Source organism: Paraburkholderia sp. BR10872 (genome assembly GCF_040965835.1).
In the GTDB taxonomy this organism is placed as follows: Bacteria; Pseudomonadota; Gammaproteobacteria; order Burkholderiales; family Burkholderiaceae; genus Paraburkholderia; species Paraburkholderia nodosa_A.
Genome location: NZ_JBFRCN010000018.1, coordinates 41,279 through 63,583, shown reverse-complemented (window position 1 = coordinate 63,583; position 22,305 = coordinate 41,279). Strand labels below are relative to the sequence as shown.

Annotated in this window: 21 protein-coding genes; 14 read left to right on the top strand and 7 right to left on the bottom strand. The window is 63.6% G+C overall.

Translation table 11 applies throughout. The features are described 5' to 3' along the window. Positions 1-520 precede the first annotated feature (520 nt). Entirely contained in the window at positions 521-2,800 is a 2,280-nt protein-coding gene (locus AB4Y43_RS16245; protein ID WP_368616574.1) for an ATP-binding protein, read from the top strand. A gap of 165 nt (positions 2,801-2,965) precedes the next feature. Then, on the top strand, positions 2,966-3,685 hold the full coding sequence (locus AB4Y43_RS16240; protein WP_342946841.1) for a hypothetical protein: 720 nt from the start codon (positions 2,966-2,968) through the stop codon (positions 3,683-3,685). Positions 3,686-3,725: 40 nt separating this feature from the next. On the opposite strand, the gene AB4Y43_RS16235 is transcribed toward AB4Y43_RS16240, so the two are convergent. Further along, entirely contained in the window at positions 3,726-4,280 is a 555-nt protein-coding gene (locus AB4Y43_RS16235) for an NADPH-dependent FMN reductase (RefSeq protein ID WP_069261867.1), read from the bottom strand. A 362-nt stretch (positions 4,281-4,642) separates the two neighbouring features. Further along, a complete protein-coding gene (arsC, locus tag AB4Y43_RS16230; protein WP_368728225.1) occupies positions 4,643-4,996 on the bottom strand; it encodes an arsenate reductase (glutaredoxin) in 354 nt (117 codons plus the stop codon). Between the two features lie 491 nt (positions 4,997-5,487). On the opposite strand from arsC, the gene parA reads away from it, so the two are divergent. Beyond that, positions 5,488-6,150 (top strand): ParA family partition ATPase, encoded by a 663-nt coding sequence (gene parA, locus AB4Y43_RS16225; RefSeq protein WP_042271984.1) that lies wholly within the window; start codon positions 5,488-5,490, stop codon positions 6,148-6,150. A 24-nt stretch (positions 6,151-6,174) separates the two neighbouring features. Continuing rightward, positions 6,175-7,254 (top strand): ParB/RepB/Spo0J family partition protein, encoded by a 1,080-nt coding sequence (locus tag AB4Y43_RS16220; RefSeq protein ID WP_069261551.1) that lies wholly within the window; start codon positions 6,175-6,177, stop codon positions 7,252-7,254. 137 nt (positions 7,255-7,391) lie between these two features. On the opposite strand, the gene AB4Y43_RS16215 is transcribed toward AB4Y43_RS16220, so the two are convergent. Then, a complete protein-coding gene (locus tag AB4Y43_RS16215; RefSeq protein ID WP_069261550.1) occupies positions 7,392-8,750 on the bottom strand; it encodes a replication initiation protein in 1,359 nt (452 codons plus the stop codon). 403 nt (positions 8,751-9,153) lie between these two features. Here AB4Y43_RS16215 and AB4Y43_RS16210 point away from each other — a divergent pair, with 403 nt between their 5' ends. Both AB4Y43_RS16210 and AB4Y43_RS16205 read left to right on the top strand, forming a co-directional pair. Next, complete coding sequence (locus AB4Y43_RS16210; protein WP_368728224.1) at positions 9,154-9,567, top strand: hypothetical protein; 414 nt, start codon at positions 9,154-9,156, stop codon at positions 9,565-9,567. 1,058 nt (positions 9,568-10,625) lie between these two features. Beyond that, positions 10,626-11,828 (top strand): DNA-binding protein, encoded by a 1,203-nt coding sequence (locus tag AB4Y43_RS16205; RefSeq protein WP_342946844.1) that lies wholly within the window; start codon positions 10,626-10,628, stop codon positions 11,826-11,828. Between the two features lie 65 nt (positions 11,829-11,893). On the opposite strand, the gene AB4Y43_RS16200 is transcribed toward AB4Y43_RS16205, so the two are convergent. The 3 genes from AB4Y43_RS16200 to AB4Y43_RS16190 all read right to left on the bottom strand — a co-directional run bounded on the left by AB4Y43_RS16200 (position 11,894) and on the right by AB4Y43_RS16190 (position 14,006). Then, positions 11,894-12,886 (bottom strand): tyrosine-type recombinase/integrase, encoded by a 993-nt coding sequence (locus tag AB4Y43_RS16200; protein ID WP_368728223.1) that lies wholly within the window; start codon positions 12,884-12,886, stop codon positions 11,894-11,896. 53 nt (positions 12,887-12,939) lie between these two features. Further along, entirely contained in the window at positions 12,940-13,347 is a 408-nt protein-coding gene (locus AB4Y43_RS16195; RefSeq protein WP_069261548.1) for a DUF2471 family protein, read from the bottom strand. A gap of 98 nt (positions 13,348-13,445) precedes the next feature. Then, positions 13,446-14,006, bottom strand: coding sequence for a helix-turn-helix domain-containing protein (locus AB4Y43_RS16190; RefSeq protein WP_368606541.1), 561 nt, complete (start codon positions 14,004-14,006; stop codon positions 13,446-13,448). A 256-nt stretch (positions 14,007-14,262) separates the two neighbouring features. Between AB4Y43_RS16190 and AB4Y43_RS16185 the strand changes: the two genes are divergently transcribed. Continuing rightward, positions 14,263-15,462 carry a glycine C-acetyltransferase gene (locus tag AB4Y43_RS16185; RefSeq protein WP_069261546.1) on the top strand — a complete coding sequence of 400 codons (1,200 nt, stop codon included), beginning with the start codon at positions 14,263-14,265 and terminating at the stop codon, positions 15,460-15,462. Between the two features lie 17 nt (positions 15,463-15,479). After that, positions 15,480-16,511 (top strand): L-threonine 3-dehydrogenase, encoded by a 1,032-nt coding sequence (gene tdh, locus AB4Y43_RS16180; protein WP_069261545.1) that lies wholly within the window; start codon positions 15,480-15,482, stop codon positions 16,509-16,511. 24 nt (positions 16,512-16,535) lie between these two features. On the opposite strand, the gene AB4Y43_RS16175 is transcribed toward tdh, so the two are convergent. Further along, a complete protein-coding gene (locus AB4Y43_RS16175; protein WP_342946847.1) occupies positions 16,536-17,213 on the bottom strand; it encodes a YceI family protein in 678 nt (225 codons plus the stop codon). 201 nt (positions 17,214-17,414) lie between these two features. Here AB4Y43_RS16175 and AB4Y43_RS16170 point away from each other — a divergent pair, with 201 nt between their 5' ends. The 6 genes from AB4Y43_RS16170 (at position 17,415) to AB4Y43_RS16145 (ending at position 22,302) form a co-directional block, all read left to right on the top strand. Beyond that, positions 17,415-18,260, top strand: a complete 846-nt coding sequence (locus AB4Y43_RS16170; RefSeq protein WP_069261543.1) for an AraC family transcriptional regulator — start codon at positions 17,415-17,417, stop codon at positions 18,258-18,260. Positions 18,261-18,327: 67 nt separating this feature from the next. Further along, positions 18,328-19,302 (top strand): DMT family transporter, encoded by a 975-nt coding sequence (locus AB4Y43_RS16165; RefSeq protein ID WP_368728222.1) that lies wholly within the window; start codon positions 18,328-18,330, stop codon positions 19,300-19,302. Positions 19,303-19,400: 98 nt separating this feature from the next. Further along, the gene (locus AB4Y43_RS16160) at positions 19,401-20,123 is read left to right on the top strand and encodes a TetR/AcrR family transcriptional regulator (RefSeq protein WP_368606527.1); all 723 of its coding nucleotides are present in this window, start codon (positions 19,401-19,403) and stop codon (positions 20,121-20,123) included. Next, on the top strand, positions 20,116-20,595 hold the full coding sequence (locus AB4Y43_RS16155) for a nuclear transport factor 2 family protein (RefSeq protein ID WP_069261541.1): 480 nt from the start codon (positions 20,116-20,118) through the stop codon (positions 20,593-20,595). The genes AB4Y43_RS16160 and AB4Y43_RS16155 overlap by 8 nt, the downstream gene beginning before the upstream one ends. A 253-nt stretch (positions 20,596-20,848) precedes the next feature. Next, on the top strand, positions 20,849-21,355 hold the full coding sequence (locus tag AB4Y43_RS16150; protein ID WP_368682439.1) for a hypothetical protein: 507 nt from the start codon (positions 20,849-20,851) through the stop codon (positions 21,353-21,355). Positions 21,356-21,990: 635 nt separating this feature from the next. After that, positions 21,991-22,302, top strand: coding sequence for a helix-turn-helix transcriptional regulator (locus AB4Y43_RS16145; protein WP_368728252.1), 312 nt, complete (start codon positions 21,991-21,993; stop codon positions 22,300-22,302). Positions 22,303-22,305: the final 3 nt, after the last annotated feature.

Below are 22,305 nucleotides of genomic sequence, written 5' to 3'. Positions count from 1 at the left end.
AACCGGGCCGAATAATTCGTAACGCATAAACGGACCCGCGCGCTGGCGCGCCGACGCAACGCGCATGGCTGCGCCGTTGCCCAATGGCTACCGGCAACCCGTGCGCCGGTGTGAAGGCCCTCGTCTGCATGCCTGCAGCCACCCCGTAGCATGGCCATCCGCCGTAATGGCGAGCGTGGCGTTCATGCGAATGCGTTATTTATCGTGTCCGGGATTCTCGAATCAAATTGAATCAAATGCAACTCGCCGTTAATCATTCGACGAACAAAATCGACTCATTCTGGCTAATTTATGGAAATAAATTATCCATCCCTTAAATAAAGAACGTTGATTATCCCTTTGTGGTACGTTTGCGCTTCGCCGATTTTCGCGAATTCGGCATTCAGCGAGAGAAAACCCCTGGCGGCCTGCCTGACCGGCGATGCTTGCGGCGCACCGGGTATGCGCTGGCCGTCGGGGCGTCATCGCGGTCGTTTATCATGTCGACTGCCCCGCCGCCTTTTCCCTGCTTTTCCGTACGATGATTGCTGACCGGCCCGAGCGGCCAGACGAACGCATACCCCAGCCACCCCCTGCCGACGACGCGCCGTTTCCGGCCGCGCCGGGCCACGACTTCACGGTACGCCGGCGCACGCTGCTCGCGCTGCTCGTCGCGGCGATCGTGCTGCCGTGCCTCTACGTCGCCGCCATGGCGTACAACGACTTGCGCGCGCGCGAAGCCGACGCCACCGACACCACGCTGCGCACCGTGCGCGTGGCCGAAGAGCACGCGCTCAAGGTGTTCGACATGAACGAGGCGCTCGATGCTCGCGTAGTCGACCTCGTGCGCGATCTGAACGACGACGGCATCCGCGCCAGCGAGCCGCAGATCCACGAGAAACTCGATGCCATCGGCGGCGGTTATCCGCAAGTGGCCGCGGTGTCGATTTTCGGCACTAACGGCGACCTGCTCGCGAGCAGCCGCTATTCGCCGCCGCCGACCATGTCGATCGCCTCGCGCGACGACTTCGCCGGCATCCGCGACGGCCGCGTGCTCGACCACGTCTCGCGCGTGATGCAGGGCCAGGTGAGCGGCGAGACCGTGTTCAACATGGGCGTGGCGCGCCTCGACGAAGCCGGCGGATTCGCGGGTCTCGTCTCGGTCGCCTTGCGCCCCGGCTATTTCAGCTCGTTCTACCGCGACCTGCTCGGCTCCGGCTCGCCGATGTCGCTCGGCCTCGTGCGCAGCGACGGCACGATCCTCGCCTTCGATCCGCCCCCGCGCGTGGACGGGCCCACGATCACGCCGCACTCGCCGCTGGGCGCCGCGCTCCAGCGCGGCACGGAGTCCGGTGTCGTGCGCATGCATTCCGCGCTGCTCGGCAGCAACGTGATCCTCGCGTTCCGGCGCGTGGGCGCGTACCCCGTCTATGTGACCTGCGCGTATCGCACGCCCGCGATCTGGGCGGCGTGGTACCGGCACCTGAGCGTGCTCATCATCTCGATGTTCGTCCCGTCGATTGCCCTCTGGTGCGTGATCTGGCTGTCGCTGCGGCGCCTCGCCGCCGAAGAGGAGGCGTGGGAGCGCTGGCAGGCCGAAGCCTCGATGCGCCGCTCGATCGAATCCGCCTACCGGCAGTCGCGCAAGATGGAAGCGCTCGGCAACCTCGTGGGCAGCGTCGCGCACGACTTCAACAACCTGCTGATGATCGTCTCGGCCAACGTGCAGATCGCGCGGCGGCGCGGCGCGGCGGGTTTGGAGCGCGAACTCTCGGCGGTCGAGCGCGCGCTCAAGAGCGGCCAGTCGCTCACGCGCCAACTGCTCGGCGTGGCGCGCAAGCAGCCGCTGCGCAACGAGACGATCCACGTCGGGCGCTGGCTGCCGGCGGCCCGCGAACTGCTGCGCGCGTCGCTGGGCGCGAAAGTGTCGCTCATCGTCGAAGTCGACGACGACGTGTGGCCCGTGCTCGTCGATGTGGCCGAATTCGAGCTCGCGCTCATCAATCTCGCGGTGAACGCGCGCGACGCGATGCCCAACGGCGGCCGCTTCACGGTGCGCGCGCGCAACATCAGCTTCCGGCCCGACGAAGGCTTCCCGCTCGACGGCGACTTCGTGCACGTCACCCTCGAAGACACCGGCACCGGCATGCCGCCGGACGTGCTCGCGCGCGCGTTCGAGCCGCTCTACACGACCAAGTCGAAGGGCACGGGCACCGGCCTCGGGCTGCCGCAGGTGTTCGCGTTCTGCGAGCGCACCGGCGGACTCGCCGCGATCGACAGTGCGATCGGCGCGGGCACGACGGTGCATCTGTATCTGCCGCGCTCGCTCGCCGAGCCGCCCGCGCCGCGTCCGAGCGAGCCGCGCGAGGAGAGCGCCGAGGTGCAGCATGGGCTGAACGTGCTGCTCGTGGAGGACAACGACGAAGTCGCGGCCGGCACCGAGGCGCTCCTGCAGATGATGGGCCACCGCGTGACCTGCGCGAGCGACGCGGCGAGTGCGCTGGAACGGGTCGAAGCGCCGCCTGCCGAGGGCGAGCCCACGCCGCGCTTCGACCTCGTGCTTTCCGACATCCACATGCCGGGGACGATGAACGGCATCGATCTGGCCGAGGCGCTGCAGGGGCTCGAGCCGGACCTGCCCGTGATCCTCGTGACGGGCTATGCGGAGGAGCTCGAGCGCACGCGCAATGCCGATGTGCGTGTGCTATCGAAGCCCTTCGACATCGCGCTGCTGGAGAAGATGCTCGAGGCGATTCGCGAGGACCGCCAGGCGCGCGCGAAGCGCGAACACGATGCGACGCTCCCGAGCCCGCGAGCATGACAAGTCGCAGGAACACGCTTCGCGGCACGAGGCTTGCGACAGCCAGCACGACCCGCAGAATCAGGCGGTTAGACGTCGCGCGCAGCATGCGCCAACCGATGCACGAGCAAAGCACAATCGGCGCATGATGTAAGCAGGCGTCGCCATCTGGCGAAGGAGGCTGCCATGAAACAGACCGTGACCGGCGTTTTCCAAACCTACGAGGAAGCACGCCACGCGCAGGACGCGCTGCTGCAGCGCGGCTTCGCGGCGGGCGACATCGACCTGCCGGCGCGCACCGAGGGTGTGCTGGCCGGCATCGAGCGGCTCGTGGGAAGTTTTTTCTCGTCGACGGGCGATGCGCGTCGCACCACCGAGGCCCAGACGGGCATGACGCCGCCGCCGGGCGAAGCGGTGCGCATCGGCGTGCATGTGAGCGACGAGGCGCACGCCAACCTCGCGTACGAGACGCTGCGCGAAGAGCATGCGACGGAAGTCGCGCTACGCGGCACGCCGTGGGCATGGCCCGCGACGGACCGTCCGGTCGCGCGCGAGCACTCGGCGCTCGACGAACTGGGTCTCTCCGAATTCGCCGATGCCATGCGCCGCCGTGCCGCGCAGACCGAAGCCGCGCGCGAACAAGCCTCCGTTGACCCGACCGTCGAACCCACTGTCGAACCGATGCGGCCGACGAGCGAGGCCGAAGCGACCGTGCTCACATCGGCCAGTGCACCGGGCGCTGGTGCGGTGATGGGCGCGCATCATGTGGACGTTCCTGGCGCACCCGAAGCGACGCGACCCGCAGCAGGCGTCGCGCCGCAAATTCCGGACGAATTCCTCGAATACGAGGAAGATACGCCCGAGCACCACAAGGACATGCCGGGGCAGCGCCGAACGTTGCACTGAAGCCCCTCGCGCAAATGCCGCGTGGGTTGCGTTTCAGGCGTCAGCGGCCGAGCTGGCGCTTGACCCAGGCCACGTACGTATCGACGAAGCCCTGCAGGAACTTGCGGGTGTCCTCGTTGACGATCTCGCCTTTCTCGTTAACGCGGCTCGGGTCGTGCTTGATGAACATCTCGGGCTGACCGAGCAGCGGGACGTCGAGATAGGCGAGCACGTTACGCAGATGTTGCTGCGAGAGCGCTGTGCCCGTTGCCCCCACCGACGTGCCGAGCACCGCGCCCGGCTTGCCGCGCCACGAATTCGTGCCCCACGGCCGCGAACCCCAGTCGAGTGCGTTTTTCAACCCGCCCGGAATCGAGCGGTTGTATTCGGGCGTGACGAACAGCAGGGCGTCGACCGCTTCGATCTGTTGCTTGAAGCGGCGCGCCACCTCGGGATAGTCGGCGTCGTAATCCTGGCTGTAGAGCGGCAGCACGCCGATGTCGAGATACTCGAAAGTAAAATCGGCGGGTGCGAGCGAAGTCACCGCGTGTGCGAGTTGCCGGTTGAATGAATCCTTGCGCAGACTGCCGACTACCACTGCGATCTTGTAGGCCATTTCGGTTTCCTCGGAAGCGCGCGCGAAGCGCAATGGAAGGAAACGTCATCATAGACGTATGCGCCTTCCGGCGATGCGCAGACGCTCGCTCGGGTCAGCCCGATATCGGGATCGGCGAGGCGTTGTGGATAACCGTGGGTAACGCGAATTTATCCACAGATTTTGGGCATAAGCTTGTGGACAACTTGCGCGAAGAGCCGATGAACACGGGCCTCGCGTCGGATTCGTCTGCAGGTTAGCAAAGATGCAATTTCCATGCGTGCATGGCAGGGATTGCACCTCGTCCATGCACGCGGGCGCTCGCGCTCGCGATTCGCTCGCTTTTGGCGCCTGAGTACCCCAACGCATGCATCCCGGCGATGTCAGCCAAACAGTGCGGCAATGTTTTCGGTCGGGCGCCCGATCACGGCGCGGCCATTGCGCACGACGATGGGTCGCTGCAGCAGAATCGGATGCCGCACAATTGCTTCGTAGAGCTGATCATCTGTAACGCCAGGCGCATCGAGGCCGAGTTCTGCGTACTCGGTTTCGCCGGTGCGAATCATGTCGAGCAGCGGGCAGCCCAGCATCGCGTGCAGCGCTTTGAGTTGGTCGACGGTGAGCGGTTGTGTCAGGTATTCAATTACCTTGACTGACTCGTTTGCCGTTGCAGTGGATACCCGTTCGTAAGCCGCGCGGGACTTGGAGCAGCGGGGGTTGTGGTAGATCGTGATCATGACGTCGCAATTGCGAGAGAGGAGTGGTGGTGGGTGAGCCTCGGTGAGACTGGGGCCTCGCTGCGATTTTACCGGGGGGCGCGCTGGCACGCGTAGGCCGCTTCTGCGGACCATTCCTGACTCTTGGTGCCGAGGTTTGCTGCCATGGGGGCGTCATGTGGATTCGCGGTGAGATTTTCCGGTCGCGCTTTGTGTGCGACGGGGAAGCGATGGAGTGAGGCGCGGACTTTATGTGCATAAAGCCGTGAGGTGCGCCGATATCATCGTCCGGTGTGCCCGTTAGCAGATCGACGCCATGCATCGAAGGCATTGCCGAGGCAGATTTCAGTGCCGCGCGCGAACGCTAGCGACGTTCCCACGCCCCTGTCCGAGCTTTATGCGCATAAACCTTGTCCGAATGGCTAATTCGACTGCAAATTACGCCAAAAATCATTGAACTGAAAAACATTCCAGGTAAAATCCCAAGCTAATAGCAAAAAGGAGAATACCAATTGGCAGCAGAGATAATCGCAGTCACGCAGCAAAAGGGCGGGGTCGGCAAAAGCACGATCGCGATGCATCTCGGCGCGGCCTTTCACGAAAAGGGGAAGCGGGTTCTCGTCGTGGATGCCGACGGCCAAAACACGCTGGTCCATTGGGCCAGTGCGTCAGCCGATGGTGACACCGGCATCCCGTTCCCGGTCGTCAATCTTTCCGAAGCCGGTGGCCAGATCCATCGGGAGATCAAGAAGTTCGTCAACGACTACGACGTGATCGTCGTGGACTGTCCGCCGTCGATCACGGAAAAGGTCTCGGGTGTGGTGTTGCTCGCTGCGACCGTCGCCGTCATTCCGACTTCGTCTTCTCCGGCTGACTACTGGTCGAGTGTTGGTCTCGTGAAGCTCATCCAGCAGGCTCAGGTCATGAACGAAGATCTGCGCGCGGTATTTCTGCTGAACAAGACCGAGGAGAAGCGCATGCTCACCCGCGAGCTGAAGCGCGCCCTCGAAGAGCTTGGTTTCCCTCTGCTCAGAACGCAGATTCCCACACGTGAGGCGTACAAGCAGGCGATGGCCTTGGGCCAGACCGTTCTGCAAATGAACGATCGCGGCGCTCGCCTCGCCGCGGTGGAAGTGCGCGCATGCGCCGACGAGATCGCGGCCATGCTTCCCTGACTTTATGCGCATAAAGGACCCTGAATGAAACCCTCCCAATTCGCCAAAGGCTTTCAGGCTCGTCCGGATACGACGAGCAGCGAGAAGCGCACTGCGCTCGACCGTCTCAACGCCATCGACGGCCTCGTCCAGGACAAGCCAAAAACGCGCGAAGTTGCTGGGCGCTCGAGTCAGCCTGCGCTTGTGACCGGCCTTGAACCTGCCGTCGAGCCGATCCTCGACGATGCGCCTGGCCTCGAAAATGAATCGGTCGAATACCGCACCTGGCGCATCGCTCAAGGCTACCGTCCGGGGCAGATCATCGAGTTGCCGCTCAAGGACATCAAGCCGAGCCCCTTCAATCCGCGTCACTTCTATCTGAAGGCATCGATCGCTGAACTCGCTGTCAATCTTGCGAAGCAAGGGCAACAGCAGGCGATCCATGTCATTCCCGACTATGCGGCGCCGGGCAGCTACTACGTGAGCGATGGCGGCCGTCGCGTGCGGGCACTGAAAGAAGCGAACAAGGAAGTCGTCAAGGCAATCGTCGTCGACCTGCCGATCGGCATTCAGAGCTACAAACTCGGTTACGACCTGAACGTCCAGCGCGATTCGCAGACCGTTTTCGATAACGCGGTGGTGTGGAAGCGATTCATCGACGAAAAGCATTTTCTGAGTCAACGTGAACTTGCCGACCACCTCGGCCTCGACGAATCGACGGTGGCGGTTGCGCTATCGATCGGCAAGTTGCCGGAATCGGTCATGCAGGAAATGGTGGCACGCCCGGACCGCTTCGGCTCGAACATGGCCTATCAGGTCGGGCGCTATCACGGCGCGCGCGGCACCGATGCCACGCTGCGTCTCATCAACCGCATCGTGGCCGACGACCTCAGCACGCGTCAGGTAGCGGATATCGTGAAAGGCCGGGCGAGCGCGCAGGAAAGCCCGAAACCGGCTGGGCGGCAACGCTACGCACAACGGCTGGAGATCAAGCTGGACGGTGTCGCCGTCGGCGACTTGAAGTCTTATGGCGACGACCGGCTCGAGTTGCGCCTGAAGGGACTCACCAAAGATCGACGGGACGCGATTCTTCAGCAGATCGAACAGATCCTGAAAACGAAATAACCTTGGAAAATGTGTCGACGGCTGCCACGCACTGGCGGACCGTCGACGATCGAGGCACGATCGTTTCATGCCTCACAATCGCCCGAACGGTCACACCCTCACCGCCCCGCATTGCACGGGCCGGCCATAACTGATGCTCATGCAGCGCGCGTTTGGCTCAGCGTGAACGCGAGCAGATCGCCGTCGGTCGGTTCGCCCCAGGTCTTGCGCGCGAGCCAGTCGAAGAACGCCGTATCGGCCAGTTTCGATTCCAGCCCGCGACGACGCCAGTCGTCGCGCAAATGCGATCCCAGTCCCGGCAGTTCATCCGTCTCAAACGACTGACGCGCCAGTTCACGCTCCATGTCGCCCTGCTCCTCATAGAGCGAGCGCGCTTCCTTGCGCCGATACGCCGCGTACTCATCGAGCAGCCGCGCCTTCGGATCGTCGGCTGAGACCGCTGCCGCCGCACCGCGGCCAACGGCCGGTGTGGCGCCTGCCGCGGTCTCGACCGGCGGCGCATAGCCCTTCTTCAACGCGTCCTTGAACAGCGCAGCGGCGCTGCGTACCGGCGGCAAGCTCGTACTGCGCATGCGCTGTTCGGTCAGCTGCAACGCTGCGCGAATGCGGTTTTCCTCGCTGTCGGCGTAAAGCGACTGCGCTTCCTTGAGCGGAATCCCGATCTTGACCATGCGGTCGACGAGCGTGCTGTCGAACACATTCGGATGCTCGTCGAGCGCGAGCATCGGCTGTTTGCGCTCGGTCACGCGAAACTGGATCTCGGCGACACGGCGCCCTTCGCGATGCTCGATCAACTCGACGAAGATGTTCGTCACCGCGTTGACTTCGGCAATTGCGGGCCGCAGATAATCGCGCTTGAAATACTTGTACTCGCGTTTGGCTTCGTCGCCGGCTTCGGTGTCCGGGGTACCGGAAAGGATTGGGCGCCACCACTCCCAGGTCTCGCGCATCGTCAGATGGCTGGGGTTGGTCAGATAGCGCACGCAGATCTCGTAGAGCGCCAGCCCCGCGCTGCTGCGCAACTGACTCTGGAACTGCAGGCTCAGGCGGGCGTACTGGACCGGATCCAGCAGCTTCTTTTTGATCTTCGGCGCGAACGAGAACTCCACCCAGACGCGACGGGTTTGCGGATCCTCGAGAATTTCCGCGTCCGCAATCAGCGTGGAGATGCCCCACTTGCGGCCGGGCTTCTGGCTCGACGTGCCCTGGCTCCATTCGACCTGCACCGACACCATGCGGCGCAAATGCTCCTTTACGAGCGCCGTATCGTTCGAATCAAACGCCGAGTTGGCGACGATGTCGGACAGTAGCGCACGGTAGGTATCACCTGACTCGTCGGCCTGCTGGGCGACGGCCAACAGGACATTGAACAGCTTGCGGGTCAGCAGGGTGATCTTGCCGCTCTTCGGCTGGATCGCGATCGCCTCGACGGCCTTGCGCAATTCCGCCGAGCTGGGGCTTACCACATCGGTCTTTTTCACGCGCTTCGTGGCCATGCGTCGGGTCGAGAAGAGAATTTCGCGAAAGGATACCGTCTGTGGTGATAGGCGTCTATAGGGCCTCCCTCACCATTGCCGGTGATGCGCATCTCGCGCGCGCCGCTCACCGCGGCACTCTCCCGTATCGCCTCACCTTTGGTCAGACGCCCATCCAGTGGGGCGCTTTGCGTCATGCACGCTCCGGCCGGATCCCGCATTTCTGCCTGAGTACCAAAGGTTGCCATCGGCTCCCGTATTCGCTCACCTTAAATATTTTCGTGCTGACGGTGAAAAAAGTCCGTCGATGGTCGCGAAATCCTGGCAACCAACCGGTTGCCAGCTAAAAAATCCACAACGGTGCGATCGCACTGCAACAAAGCGTGGCCCGCCGCACGGACAAAACGATCGGAAAGTCCCACTTGTGGCGGCAAAAGCTGTCCGACACGGCGATCGAAGCGCCAAATCATCAGCGCGTTACGAGGGAGTGCCCCAGATATCCCGAAAATCCTCACCTGTCGTCGTGCAGGCCAAAGTTATTGGCGCGCTCCCGAAAGCCGACGCTGCGGCTGTTACGCCGGAATTGCTCCCGAAAAACCTCACCTTTTGCATCCGGTCCGGTTGCGCTGCACCGTCGTGGCGCCTCCCGGAAATCCTCACCGCTCATTGCGCCGAAAAGAAAAAATCAATGGATTCCGTAACTTATCCACATGTGCGGCAGGCAGGGGAAGGCGATATCGGCTCCCGCATTCCCTCACCTCAGATCGAGACACCAGATTCAGGCATATGCGAGTTTGCCGAGAAAAACCTCCTGAATATTCTCACCCATACCGGATGACAACCGGGAGTAACACCCTCCGCGAGCCCGTATTCTCGGCGTCTGCAGCGCAGTGAACGCCAACTTTCTCCCGAAACTGCTCACCTTCGGCAGGAAATATGCCAAAAAATGCTCCCGAAAAACCTCACCTTAGCTAAAGAGCGTCGGCGGATCCTGAGACTTTCGCGGCACTGCGGCAATCTCCCGAAAATCCTCACCCTATGTCGCGTAAAGTCTTCGGGAACGTCCTTCGAGCAGCCGGAAGATTCGTGCGGCTCGATGGCAAGCCCCCGAAAAAGCTCACCTCTGGGCCCTGAAAGCGCCCATTTCGCCCGATTTCGGGCGTTGGCTCCCGAAAAACTTCACCTTCGAACTGCATTTTTTCCCGATCCTTCTCACCGCACGCATTTCAGCCCCTCGATTTAGCCAAAAAATGGCGCGAATCGCCGCTCCCGAATCCCCTCACCGTTGCATTTCCCGTAACATCGGAGCCGGGCCCGGCCGTGCGTGATATGCCCGGCCGTGGCCTCCCGTATCGCCTCACCCTTGCCGGGAAGTCAAGAATCCCCCCGCTCCTGAACCCGCTCACGTCCTCTCCTGCAGTGGCTCACCGGCGTTCCCGAAGCCCGCCACCGAACTGTCCCGCAGGCGCTCACCCAAGATCCCGTAAAGCTTCACCTGATCGGCCGGAAACCCCCGCCAGGCAAGGATTTGCCGTGGCGTTAACGTTTTTAACCGGTATCAAGGGTGTTTACTTTTATATCTCTCAAGCAAGAATCCTCCCGCGAGCTACCCGAGATATCCACATTCCTAACCCACCACCGCGCCACCTCCCCGAGGCGGCTCGCGTGAAACAACGGATCGCAGTAGAATCAGGCGAGAAATTCACGTGTTTACAAGGGCTTATGAAACAAAGTTCGATTTGTTTCACGGAAAACCCGCGCTGATCTCTTCTCGTGACGAGATAGATGACCCCTTGACGGCCATCACCCTATCGCTGGCAAGCTCAGGACTCAAAAACGTAGCAAATAGAACGTAATTTGTTATTATTCGTCCACTCCACTGCCGAGAAGACGAATATGCGAGACCAGGACCGCCAGGCAATCCGCGAAGAAATCGAGGATTTGCGAAAAAACGGAGCACGCAGGCAGGAACTGTCCTTACACGCCTGCAAACGCTTGTTCTTCGATTTCGAGATCAAGCCCTCGATGGCTGCCGTCCGCGAGCTGACCCAAACCGGAAGCGCCAGCGACATCCCCAAGGATATAGAGCTTTTCTGGCAGCGCATTCGCGCGACCTCCAAAGTGCGTGTCGGCGCCGGGGCGATTCCGCCCGCACTGGAAGAGCGCGCCGGCGAGCTGCTGGGCGCGCTTTTCGAGGAAGCGCTCGCGCTCGCGGGCGAAGCCCTGCAGGCGGAACGTACGGAATTCGAAGCCGGCCGCCTCGATGCCGAGCAGGCGACCCGGGAGGCCGAGGCCCGTCGTTCAGCCGCCGATGAGATGCTGCAGCGCAGCGAAGCGCGCGTGGAAGCGGCCTATGAGCGGGTGCGCGAACTCGAAAGCCAGCTCGCCGCGGCGTCCGCGCAGGGCGTCGCAGCGCATGGCAATCGGGAAGTGCTGGTACAGCGTCTGGAGATGGAAAACGACGCCCTGCGCAAGCGGCTCGAGGCGGAGCAGACCACCAACGCGGGGCTCCGCGACCGCATCGACGGCTTGCACGAGGAAATGCGCAAGAGCACCGAGCACTACGCGCAGCAGATCAAGGACGCGCTCGCCGAGGCCGAACGGCGCGTGAAGCCTATGCTGGTCGAACTGGATTCGCTGCGCACCATGTCGTCGACGTGGCAGGCGGCCCAGCGCGATGCCAGCAAGAAGGAATTCGATTTCATCCAGCAGTTGGCGACGGCGAAGGCCCGCGCCGACCGGCTCGACGCCGTGCTGCGCGAACGGTCCGACGAAGTGGACGTGCTTACCCGGCAGGTCACGGCATTACGCGGGCAGCAGGGACTCGATACCTCGGTCGCGTCGTTGCTGTGTTCACTCGCTGCCGCGGGCCGGCTGGGCGCAGCCGAACTGGCGAGTCTCGGCACCGTAGTCGACGGTCAAGTCGCCTTGCCGGCGCGTTGTCCTAACTGTCACGAAGGGGAACCGGAGTTGTCCGAAGTGGACGATGGTTTCGAATTCACTTGCCCGGAGTGCGAGCACACCTCGGGCACGGGCGCGACGAAGCTTGCGGCGTACGCGCGCTTCATGGCCGGCAAGCATTCACACGAACAGGCTTGACGTGAGCTTTTACGGGAGGCGCGCACACGCCTCTCAAACGTTCAATCGCCGGCCGACGCGACGTTTCATGCCTCGTCGTTTTGCGCCGATACGTGCTGCGACGCCTCGCGTTCCGCCCACGTCTTCCATGCACGATGGAGCCTCCCCGCAGAGATCGGCTGCAGAAAGCCGAGCCACTGTCCTACCTGATCGATATCCGCGCCGCGCTCGAACAGGTCTGCCGCGAACGTGTTACGCAAGGTCTGCGGACTCGCGCGTTCGGCGCGCGTTTTCGCCACGCCCGCCGCTTCCATCAATGCGTCGATGGCGCGCAGCACTGTGGCTTTGTGCATGGGGCGCCCTGAGGGCGAACCCGGAAACACCAGCTGCCCGGGCAATCCGGCCAGGCGGCGCGCATCGAGCCAGGCGCCGAGCACGTCGACGGCAAATGGCGTCAGTCGCGTGACGCGCGTAAACGCCGGATTGGCGGCTTCAATCGTGACCCACTCCGAGCCGATCGCCACACAATCGAGCGTGAGCGCGATGGCGTCTCCCGTTTTCAATCCGCCGCCCAGGAAGATGGCAACGAGCGCACGGTCGCGGCGCTCGCGCCATCGTTTCGCAGCCGATGGCTCGACGAGCGGCGAGAACAATTGGCCGATGATCGCGGCGCGCTCGGCGGGCGTCAGGAAGCCGGTTGGCTCGTTTTCGCGCGCGTTGCGCCATGCGGCTTCGCCGTCCTGGGCGATGAAGCGCGCCGGATTCGTGGAGGCGAGTTCGATTTCGCGCACGTGATCGAGCACGCGCTCGATGAGCCGCAGGTAGCGAAGCCGCTGCGGTTTTTTTATATCGAGGCTAGCGACGAATTCGGCGATCGTGCCCGTATCGACGGTCATGATCGTCTTGCGCTTGAGCGCGAGCCATTCGAGGAAGCGTCCCCATTGCACGCGATAGACCTCGGCGGACGAACTGCGCAAGTCCTGCGAGGCGAGCCAGGCGTCGAACGCCGCGACGGGGTCGCGCTGCCAGTCCTGGCGTTGCTGGTCGAAGAGGTCGCGTGAGGAAGTCGAAGACGCCATCTCTATCATTCCGTTAGTTGCGTTACACGAACATTATAGCGATAGCTCGATGATCAGCCACCCCAAGCCCTCGCACGCCGTACCGCGTCGTGGCGTCTTGCCTGCCGGCGCGACTCTTCCGCGCCTTGTGCGGCGCGTTCGTAGGCCGACACCGCGAATGCAAATACCGCCGGCAACGCGTTGGAGTGTCCGAAGTCGACGGCCTCGTCGGTTTCCGGCCAGGCGAGGTCGCCCGGCCGCTGAAAGAGGCCAAGCATCAAGGCGTCGTGGCGGCTGGCAAAGCCGAGATCCGCGAGGGCTTCGGCCTCGATGGCATGCAGCAGGCGCCACGTTAGCGGCACCTGCCGCGCGATATAACGCTGCGCGATGTTGCGAACGATGTGTTCGAGGTCGCGTGCGGCGGCCTGAAAGCGCAAGGCCGCCAGAGCGGGCTCACGCGGTAGTTCGGTTGGGAGGGACATCGACGGCTCCAGTCGGACTTTAACTGTATAAATATACAGTAGTCGGACCGATCGCGCAGCCTCGTCCGTTCGGTCAGCGCCAGCCGTGAGGCGGGCCGTCAGCCATGAATCACCACCAGCAGCGCGCGTGCTTCACCCTTGCCGGCGTTGCGGATCGCATGCGCCTGATCGGCGATGTAGCGCGCCGTGTCCGCGGCCTTCAGACGCTGCGTCGCGCCGGCCGCCTCCACCTCGATGCTTCCCTGCAGCACAGTGAGATGCTCGCGCGTGCCGGGTTCGTGCGCGGCCGAAACCAGCGCCCCGCCGGGCTTGAGCGTCAGCTCATACCATTCGAAGTGGCCGGCCAGCTCAATGGGTCCCCACACGCGCAACTGGTAACCCGCGTCGTGGCCGTGCAGCGTTGGGATGTCGTGCGGCCCGGCCACCGCGATCGCCTCGGGCGCCTTCGGGGCGGCGAACAGCGAATCGAGTTTGACGCCCAGCGCGTTCGTGAGCCGCCATGCCACGGCAATGGTCGGGTTCGCCTTGTCGCGCTCGATTTCCGATAGCATGGATTTTGAGACGCCCGCGGCGCGCGAGAGGTCGTCGAGCGTCATCTTGCGCTCGGTGCGCAGCCGCTGGATCTGCTCGCCCACGCGCGGCGGCGCGATGGCCGGCATGGCGGAAGCAGGTAGTACGTGAGTTGCGGCCGACGCAGGGGCGTCAGGAACGGCGCCCGCCGGGGCGGATCGCGGTTTGCGGGTGCTTGCCATTCACGGCCTCATCGATTAGAGTGCGTTCGACATATCGAACCCGGGTTCGAAATAAAGGAAATTTTCGCCAGCGGCTGACGGCGACTATAGCAAACTGCAGACAAACCGCAGGCCTGTCGCAGCAAAACTGCGGCAGGCCGCAGCGATGTGAGGAGCACGATTCATGCGTACCCCGTATCTCGACCACTTGCGCGCGACGCTCGACCAGATTCGCGCCGATGGCTTCTACAAGAACGAGCGCGTGATCGCCACGCCGCAGTCGGCCGACATCCGGCTCGCAGACGGCAGCGACGTGCTCAACTTCTGCGCAAACAACTACCTCGGCCTCGCCAACGACGCGCGTCTCATCGCCGCCGCAAAGGACGGGCTCGAGCGCGATGGTTTCGGCATGGCGTCGGTGCGTTTCATCTGCGGCACGCAAAGCGTGCACAAGCAGCTCGAAAGCGCGCTCGCCACGTTTTTGCAAACCGAAGACTGCATTCTCTATTCCAGCTGTTTCGACGCGAACGGCGGTCTCTTCGAAACGCTGCTCGGCGAAGAAGACGCCATCATCAGCGACGAACTCAATCACGCAAGCATCATCGACGGCGTGCGCCTTTCGAAGGCGCGCCGCTATCGCTACAAGAACAACGATCTTTCGGATCTCGAAGCAAAGCTGAAAGAAGCGGACGAAGCCGGCGCGCGCTACAAGCTCATCGCCACCGACGGCGTGTTTTCGATGGACGGCATCATCGCCGACCTCAAGGGCATCTGCGATCTCGCGGACCGCTACGACGCGCTCGTGATGGTCGACGACTCGCACGCGGTCGGCTTCATCGGCGAGCATGGGCGCGGCACGCCGGAGCACTGCGGCGTCCTGCAGCGCGTGGACATCATCACCGGCACACTCGGCAAGGCGCTGGGTGGCGCGTCGGGTGGCTATATCGCGGCGAAGCAGGAAGTCGTCGACTTGCTGCGCCAGCGCTCGCGCCCCTATCTTTTCTCGAACACGCTGACGCCGAGCATCGCGGCCGCCACGCTTGCGGTGCTCGAGTTGATTGAGAGCGACGAAGGCGCACAACTGCGCCGCCAGGTACGCGAGAACGGCGCACAGTTCCGTCGCGAAATGAGCGCGCTCGGCTTCACGCTCGTGCCCGGCGAGCACCCGATCATTCCGGTGATGCTCGGCGATGCCCAGGTCGCCTCGAAAATGGCCGACGCGCTGCTGCACGAGGGCGTCTACGTCATCGGCTTTTCGTATCCCGTCGTGCCGAAGGGCCGCGCGCGCATTCGCACGCAGATGAGCGCCGCGCACACGTCCGCACAGATCGGCCGCGCCGTCGAGGCGTTTGCGCGGGTCGGGCGGCAGCTCGGCGTGATTTAACAAGGATTGCGAATCAAATGAAAGTACTCGCCAAACTCGAACGCGCGCCCGGACTCACGCTCACGCGCGTGAAGAAGCCCGAAGTCGGCCACAACGACGTGATGATCAAGATCCGCAAGACCGCGATCTGTGGCACGGACATCCACATCTGGAAATGGGACGACTGGGCGCAGAAGACCATTCCGGTACCGATGCACGTGGGCCACGAATACGTGGGCGAGATCGTCGAAATGGGCCAGGAGGTGCGCGGCTTCCAGATTGGCGATCGCGTATCGGGCGAAGGGCATATCACCTGCGGCTTTTGCCGCAATTGCCGCGCGGGGCGGCGTCACCTGTGCCGCAACACCACGGGCGTCGGCGTGAACCGCGAAGGCGCGTTCGCCGAATACCTCGTGATTCCGGCCTTCAACGCGTTCAAGATTCCGCCCGAGATCTCCGACGATCTCGCCGCGATCTTCGATCCGTTCGGCAATGCCACGCACACGGCGCTTTCGTTCAACCTCGTGGGCGAGGACGTGCTGATTACGGGCGCGGGGCCGATCGGCATCATGGCGGTGGCGATCGCGAAGCACGTGGGGGCGCGCAACGTCGTCATCACGGACGTCAACGACTACCGGCTCGAGCTTGCGCGCAGGATGGGCGCAACGCGCGCCGTGAACGTTTCGCGCGAGTCGCTGCGCGACGTGATGAACGAACTGCACATGGCCGAAGGCTTCGACGTGGGCCTCGAAATGTCGGGCGTGCCGAGCGCGTTTACGGCGTTGCTCGAGTCGATGAACCACGGCGGCAAGGTGGCGCTGCTCGGCATTCCGCCCGCGCAAACCGCCATCGACTGGAATCAGGTCATCTTCAAGGGGCTGGAAATCAAGGGCATTTACGGCCGCGAGATGTTCGAGACCTGGTACAAGATGGTCGCGATGCTGCAGAGCGGGCTCGATCTCTCGCCCATCATCACGCACCGCTTCGGGGTGGACGACTACGAGAAGGGCTTCGCGGCCATGCTCTCGGGCGAGAGCGGCAAGGTGATTCTCGACTGGACCACGGCCTGAACGCGCATTGATTTGAAGAGGCTGTTACGGCGCTGCGCCCGGCGCCGGCTGTTCGAATTCGGCCTCGATGCGCACGTCGATCTCGTCGCCCACGGCGGGATACCAGCTCGTCAACCCGAACGCCGAGCGCTTGAAATGGCCCGATGCGGTGAAGCCTAACGTAGGCTGCTTGGTGAGCGGATTCGGCGCGTAGCCATTCAAGGTGACGTCGAGCGTCACCGGTTGCGTTACGCCGCGTATCGTGAGATTACCGGTGAGCGTGCCGCGCCCTTCGCCCGTGCGCTCGAAGTGCGTGCTCGTGAAGCGGATCTGCGCATAGCGTGCTACATCGAGCATCTGCGGTCCTTTGACCATGGTGTCGAGCGCACTGACATTGGTGTCGAGGCTCGTGGCGTCGATGGTTGCGTCGACCGCGGCCGCTTCGAGGCCGCCTGCCTGCCAGTCGAGCGTCGCCTGCGCGCGGTCGAAGCGCATGACGAAGCGCGTGTAGTGGAAGTGATCGACGTCGAACACGACGCTCCAGTGATGCGCATCCATCACGTAGTGTCCCGCCGGCACGTCGGCTTCCGTGCGGCTCACGCTGTGCGTGACCACGCGCAGCGGCGTACACGCGGCGAGACTCGCTGCGCACAGCGCCACGCAGAAGGCGCGGCGCGAGCCGCGAACGAGGGGCGCAAGCGATACCAGCTGCCGGTCTTTCATCTCATCTCCCTTTGACTCGTCGACACCCGTAAGGACGTTTGGCGACGTGCGTTTCTTCCATCCGGTTCGCGAAGCATAACGCGACGGGGCCGGATCGCGGCGACCCGCGCAGTTTCTTGTCCAGGTCACGCGCACATTGCGCGCCGCGCGAAACTCGGGTCTCATACGCCGATTGGAGCCCGAACGAGCGGAGAGCCGACCATGCCAGCCACGAACCACGCCGTGCGTTTTCACGCCACGCTCGTGCGCGACGTCGACGCGATGACGGCCGCCACGGCGCGCGCGTTCGGGCGTCACACGCACGACCAGTACGGCATTGGCGTGATCGATCGCGGCGGCCATGTCTCGCTCAGCGATGCGGGCCAGGTCGAGGCCGTGCCGGGCGACCTCATCCTCGTCAATCCGGGCGAGGTGCACGACGGCCGCCCGCTCGACGCCGCTGGGCGCACGTGGCGCATGTTGTATTTCGAGCCGCGCTGGGTCGACGCGCTGCAAGCCGACATCACGCAAGGTGAGGACGCCACTTTTGCGCTCCACGCGCCGGTGATCAGCGAGCCGCGTTTGCGCGCGCTGTTCGATGCGGCTTTCACTCATGTCACCGACCCAGGCCATGACCTCTCGCAGATGGCCTTCGACGCCGCCGCGCTCGAGATGATGACCCGGCTCGTCGAGGCGCTCGGCCACCGGCGCGTGCTCGCGCAGTGCTCACCGGCGTCGCTCGCGCGCGTGCGCGACATGATCGACACCGACCCGGCCCAACCGTTCTTACTCGCCGAACTCGCGCAGGCGGCGGGGCTGAGCCGCTTCCAGCTCCATCGCGGCTTTTTGCGTGCGTTCGGTGTCGCGCCGCACGGCTACATCCTGCATCGCCGCGTGGCGCTCGCGCGGCGCCTGCTCAAGGCGGGCCATGCCCCGGCGCAGACCGCGCTGGCCGCCGGTTTTTGCGACCAGAGCCACTTGAACCGCGCGTTCGCGCGGCAGTTCGGCGTATCGCCGGGGCGTTACCGGCTTGCGCGCGGCATGAGTCGCACGCGCATCATCCGCTGACGCACAACGATCCAAGACGGCGCGCCGTCGTGAGCCTATACAGGCGTATCACCACGAGGAGCGCTCCATGTCGAACCGATTGCCGTCGCGCGAAAACGCGCGGCGCTTGACCCTCTCCCCCCGATCCGTCGCGCAGGCGCAATTGACGGCGGCCATGCTCACCGTGGGCAGCACGGTCATTGCGAGCAAGGCCATCGGCGCCGGGCTCGATCCGCTGCCGGCCACCGCGCTGCGCTTCGGGATGGCGTTGCCGGTCTTTCTGCTGCTCATGCGTCTGACCGGTACGGCGTTTCCGCGTCCCGGCCTGCGCGACGCGCTATTGCTCGTCTCACAGGCTGCGATCGGCAGCGTCGGGTATACGGTCTTGCTGATCGCGGGCACGCAGCGTACTTCGGCGAGCGATGCCGGCATCATCCTCGGCACGCTACCGGCGGTCTGCGCGTTGACGGCGGCGCTGGTGCTCGGAGAGCGGCTGCGCGCAAGGACGCTCGTTTCGGTAACGATCGCGAGCCTCGGCGTGGCGATGGTCACACTCGCGCCCGGCGAGCATCGCGATGGCGCTCGCTCGCTCACGGGCGACGCGATGATCCTTGGCGCCGTCGTGTGCGAAAGCCTGTTCGTCCTGCTGAACAAACGGCTGTCGCAACCGTGGCCGCCCCTTGCGCAGGCGAGCGCGATGACGGGCATCGGCTTCGTCGTAGCGGGCTTGTGCGCGCTGCCCGGCTGGTTTGGCGCGGCTCACACCGTGCAGTTGAACGCCTTGCTCGGCGTGGCGTATTACGCGCTCGTGCCGACGGTGGCCGGATTCTGGCTCTGGTATGCGGGCGCGGCGCGCGTGCCGGGCGGCGAGGCCGCAGTCTTTACCGCGGTGGCGCCGGTGTCGAGCGTGGCGCTGGCCACGGTGCTGCTCGGCGAGCCGCTTACGCTCACGCGCGTGCTCGGCCTCACGCTGGTCGTGGTCGCCGTGTTCGCGGTCTCAGGACGCGGGCTGTGGGATCGCGTTAGGGCGCAGCGCAGCGCGCGCGACAGCAAAGTGTCTTGACTTGGGAGAATGATCGTTCTACATTGCGGACTGGGAGAACGATCATTCTCCCGCTGACCTTCGCAATCCCGCCGCAATCGCGCCCAACGAGACTAGCTATGAGCCCGCCCGCCGTAACGAACACCGAAGCGAACGCAGATGCGCCGCAGGCCGATGCGCGCGAGCGCCTGCTCGAAGCCGCTGAGGCGCTGATCTACGCGGGCGGCATTCACGCAACGGGCGTCGATGCGATCGTTCGCGCGGCGGGGGCGGCGCGCAAGAGCTTCTACACGTATTTCGAATCGAAGGACGCGCTCGTCGCGGCTGCGCTTTCGCGGCGCGACGAGCGCTGGATGCGCTGGTTCGTCGCCGGCACGCTCGCGCGTGGACGCACGCCGCAGGCACGTCTTGTCGGCATGTTCGACGTATTGCGCGAGTGGTTCACGTCCGAAGGCTTTCACGGTTGCGCGTTTCTCAACGCCGCCGGCGAGATCGCGTCGCCTGCCGACCCCGTGCGCGTGGTCGCGCGCGAACACAAGGAGCGTCTGCTCGACTTCGTGCGCGAACAGAGCGAGGCGTGGGCCGCGATCGTCGGCGTCGATCGCCGGATCGCCGCCCGTCTCGCGCGGCAATGGCTGATCCTGATCGATGGCGCGATCGGCGTCGCGCTCGTCAGCGGCGACGCCGATGCGGCGCTCGACGCACGCGCGGCAGGCCGATCGTTGCTCGACGCCCTCGCACCGAAAAGCGGTTCCGATTCCCCAAGCCAATCCCAAAACCGATCCCCATCGCGCGCACCGCCACGGCGCGCCGCCCAACGCAAGGAGCAAGACCATGAGTGATTCGCCCGAAGTGCGTCCGCCGCTGCCGCCGTTCACGCGCGAGAGCGCCATACAGAAAGTGCGCGCAGCGGAAGACGGCTGGAACACGCGCGACCCGCAACGCGTTTCGCTTGCATACACGCCGCAAAGCGTGTGGCGCAATCGCGCCGAGTTCGTGACGGGCCGCGGGGCCATCGTCGAACTTCTCACGCGCAAGTGGGCGCGCGAACTCGACTATCGCCTGATCAAGGAGCTATGGGCGTACACGGACAATCGCATCGCGGTGCGATTCGCCTATGAGTGGCACGACGATTCGGGCAGCTGGTTCCGCTCGTATGGCAACGAAAACTGGGAGTTCGACGCGAACGGCCTGATGGCGCGCCGTCACGCATCGATCAACGACCTGCCGATCCGCGAGGCGGATCGTCTCTATCACTGGCCGCTCGGGCGCCGTCCCGACGATCATCCGGGCCTCTCCGACCTCGGCCTCTGACGCTTCGCTTTCATCGGGACGACTCGCTACGCTGGCACCATGCCGGCGGCGAGCGAGTTGCCCGATCCGAGCCTCGACTCCATTGCGCACGCTTCGGGTTGCGGTACAGTTCGTCATTCACCGCGAACCAGCAATCAGAAAACTGACGATCCTCAAGCGGATCGGCGCAAGAAAGGACGGAGAGCCCATGCGGTTTTGGCAGAAGCAAGGTGACGCAGCAAGCATAACGACAACGACGTCGACAACGCAGGCGATGAGAACGAAACGCGGCGCGGCGGCTGCCCTGCTGCTCTTGCCGCTGCTGCTGTTCGGCGCAGCGCAGTCGGCGCACGCGGCGAACTGGTGTAGTTCGGGCCTGTGGGTCGATGCAATGGTGGGCTCGTACCACATCCATCCCGACAAGGACTTCGAACAATTCAATCCGGGCCTCGGCATCGAATGCTGGCCTGGCGACACGTGGGCGCTCACGGCAGGCGGTTTTCGCAACTCGTTGCGCCGGCCCTCTTATTATGGCGGCGCAGTGTGGGCGCCCGAGTTTCTGCACTGGGGCTTCGTGCGGCTCGCGGCGATGGGCGGCATCATCTCCGGCTACAACTATGGCAATTGGGGCCTCGGCCACGACCATACGATCGGGCCCGTGGTCGCGCCTATCGTGATGGTCGCGTACAAGCGCGTGGGCGTGAACTTCATCGTCATTCCGCCGATACCGTCTGACGATCTGCCGTTTACCATCGGGTTTCAGTTGCGGTTCAAGTTCTAGGGTCCTGTGCCCAAACAATAGAGTTGTGACAAGAAAACAGCGCTAATTTTGCACAATTAAGTCTAGAACAAACCAACTGATCAAAGTGGGGTGACGTCCGCCAGACAAAGGATTCCCGCCGCCGCTACTTGATTTATGCTGCATAGCAGCAAACTCGCATCGGCAGAAAACCAAGTGAATGCTAGCTAAGGATGCCGAATTAAAGGTTGTGTCAACCGTGTCCGCCGGGCTCTGTAGCCATTTTTGCCAATTTTGAAGAATCATTGACCAGAAAAATAGGGATTTCGCCCGTGAAGCACCGGCGTATGGGGTGCCCAATGGGTGGGGCTCCCGACGGTGTGCGATGCAGAATGGCCACGTTGCCTCTCACTGGATAGCCTCTTAGTGCTTTTGGGTGTGTGCAAATCAGCGATTATTAGCTTGGGCCTCAGCCGCGACGAACCTGTAATGTCGAACCTTTCATTTTTAATCGGGTGGCAGGTTTGGTCTCCATCGCTGGCAAGGGCCGGAATTTGGCACATCGTCCGTCCGCTGTTCGCTCTCCGGCGGCCGCCGTTGGGACGGAAGTGTGCGAATTGATAAAATCTCGTTCGAAGCGATCTCGCGGTCTGCTTGGACCAGATCAACAGTATTTAATGCGGCGTTGTCAATTGACGAAACCTTCTGATCATGAAGTCGAGGACTATCGCCGTCGGTTGGGTGATGCGATCCTGAGCGCTCGAAAGAGGCGGCGGCTTACACAGAAATCCGCAGCGGATGCTGCAGGTGTAACGCGCCAGTTCTTCGGGCTGCTTGAGCGCGGAGGCATAAACGTTTCCTTGGAAACTCTTCTTCGAATTTGCTCTGTACTCGAAACCACTCCTGCATTGCTGTTCCGGGAGGTCGAGCAAAATGGCAGGAGCGCGTCCGAATTCGAAGGCACTCAAGAGCCGTCGGTGGGCGACTAGTCC

Coding starts and splice junctions, on each gene's coding strand:
- tdh (WP_069261545.1), top strand. CDS start 15,480: ATGAAAGTACTCGCCAAACTCGAACGCGCGCCCGGACTCACGCTCACG.
- AB4Y43_RS16170 (WP_069261543.1), top strand. CDS start 17,415: ATGCCAGCCACGAACCACGCCGTGCGTTTTCACGCCACGCTCGTGCGC.
- AB4Y43_RS16145 (WP_368728252.1), top strand. CDS start 21,991: ATGCGGCGTTGTCAATTGACGAAACCTTCTGATCATGAAGTCGAGGAC.
- AB4Y43_RS16195 (WP_069261548.1), bottom strand. CDS start 13,347: ATGTCCCTCCCAACCGAACTACCGCGTGAGCCCGCTCTGGCGGCCTTG.
- AB4Y43_RS16205 (WP_342946844.1), top strand. CDS start 10,626: ATGCGAGACCAGGACCGCCAGGCAATCCGCGAAGAAATCGAGGATTTG.
- AB4Y43_RS16165 (WP_368728222.1), top strand. CDS start 18,328: ATGTCGAACCGATTGCCGTCGCGCGAAAACGCGCGGCGCTTGACCCTC.
- AB4Y43_RS16220 (WP_069261551.1), top strand. CDS start 6,175: ATGAAACCCTCCCAATTCGCCAAAGGCTTTCAGGCTCGTCCGGATACG.
- AB4Y43_RS16190 (WP_368606541.1), bottom strand. CDS start 14,006: ATGCCGGCCATCGCGCCGCCGCGCGTGGGCGAGCAGATCCAGCGGCTG.
- AB4Y43_RS16150 (WP_368682439.1), top strand. CDS start 20,849: ATGAGAACGAAACGCGGCGCGGCGGCTGCCCTGCTGCTCTTGCCGCTG.
- AB4Y43_RS16200 (WP_368728223.1), bottom strand. CDS start 12,886: ATGGCGTCTTCGACTTCCTCACGCGACCTCTTCGACCAGCAACGCCAG.
- AB4Y43_RS16175 (WP_342946847.1), bottom strand. CDS start 17,213: ATGAAAGACCGGCAGCTGGTATCGCTTGCGCCCCTCGTTCGCGGCTCG.
- arsC (WP_368728225.1), bottom strand. CDS start 4,996: ATGATCACGATCTACCACAACCCCCGCTGCTCCAAGTCCCGCGCGGCT.
- AB4Y43_RS16245 (WP_368616574.1), top strand. CDS start 521: ATGATTGCTGACCGGCCCGAGCGGCCAGACGAACGCATACCCCAGCCA.
- AB4Y43_RS16235 (WP_069261867.1), bottom strand. CDS start 4,280: ATGGCCTACAAGATCGCAGTGGTAGTCGGCAGTCTGCGCAAGGATTCA.
- AB4Y43_RS16185 (WP_069261546.1), top strand. CDS start 14,263: ATGCGTACCCCGTATCTCGACCACTTGCGCGCGACGCTCGACCAGATT.
- AB4Y43_RS16215 (WP_069261550.1), bottom strand. CDS start 8,750: ATGGCCACGAAGCGCGTGAAAAAGACCGATGTGGTAAGCCCCAGCTCG.
- AB4Y43_RS16160 (WP_368606527.1), top strand. CDS start 19,401: ATGAGCCCGCCCGCCGTAACGAACACCGAAGCGAACGCAGATGCGCCG.
- AB4Y43_RS16240 (WP_342946841.1), top strand. CDS start 2,966: ATGAAACAGACCGTGACCGGCGTTTTCCAAACCTACGAGGAAGCACGC.
- AB4Y43_RS16155 (WP_069261541.1), top strand. CDS start 20,116: ATGAGTGATTCGCCCGAAGTGCGTCCGCCGCTGCCGCCGTTCACGCGC.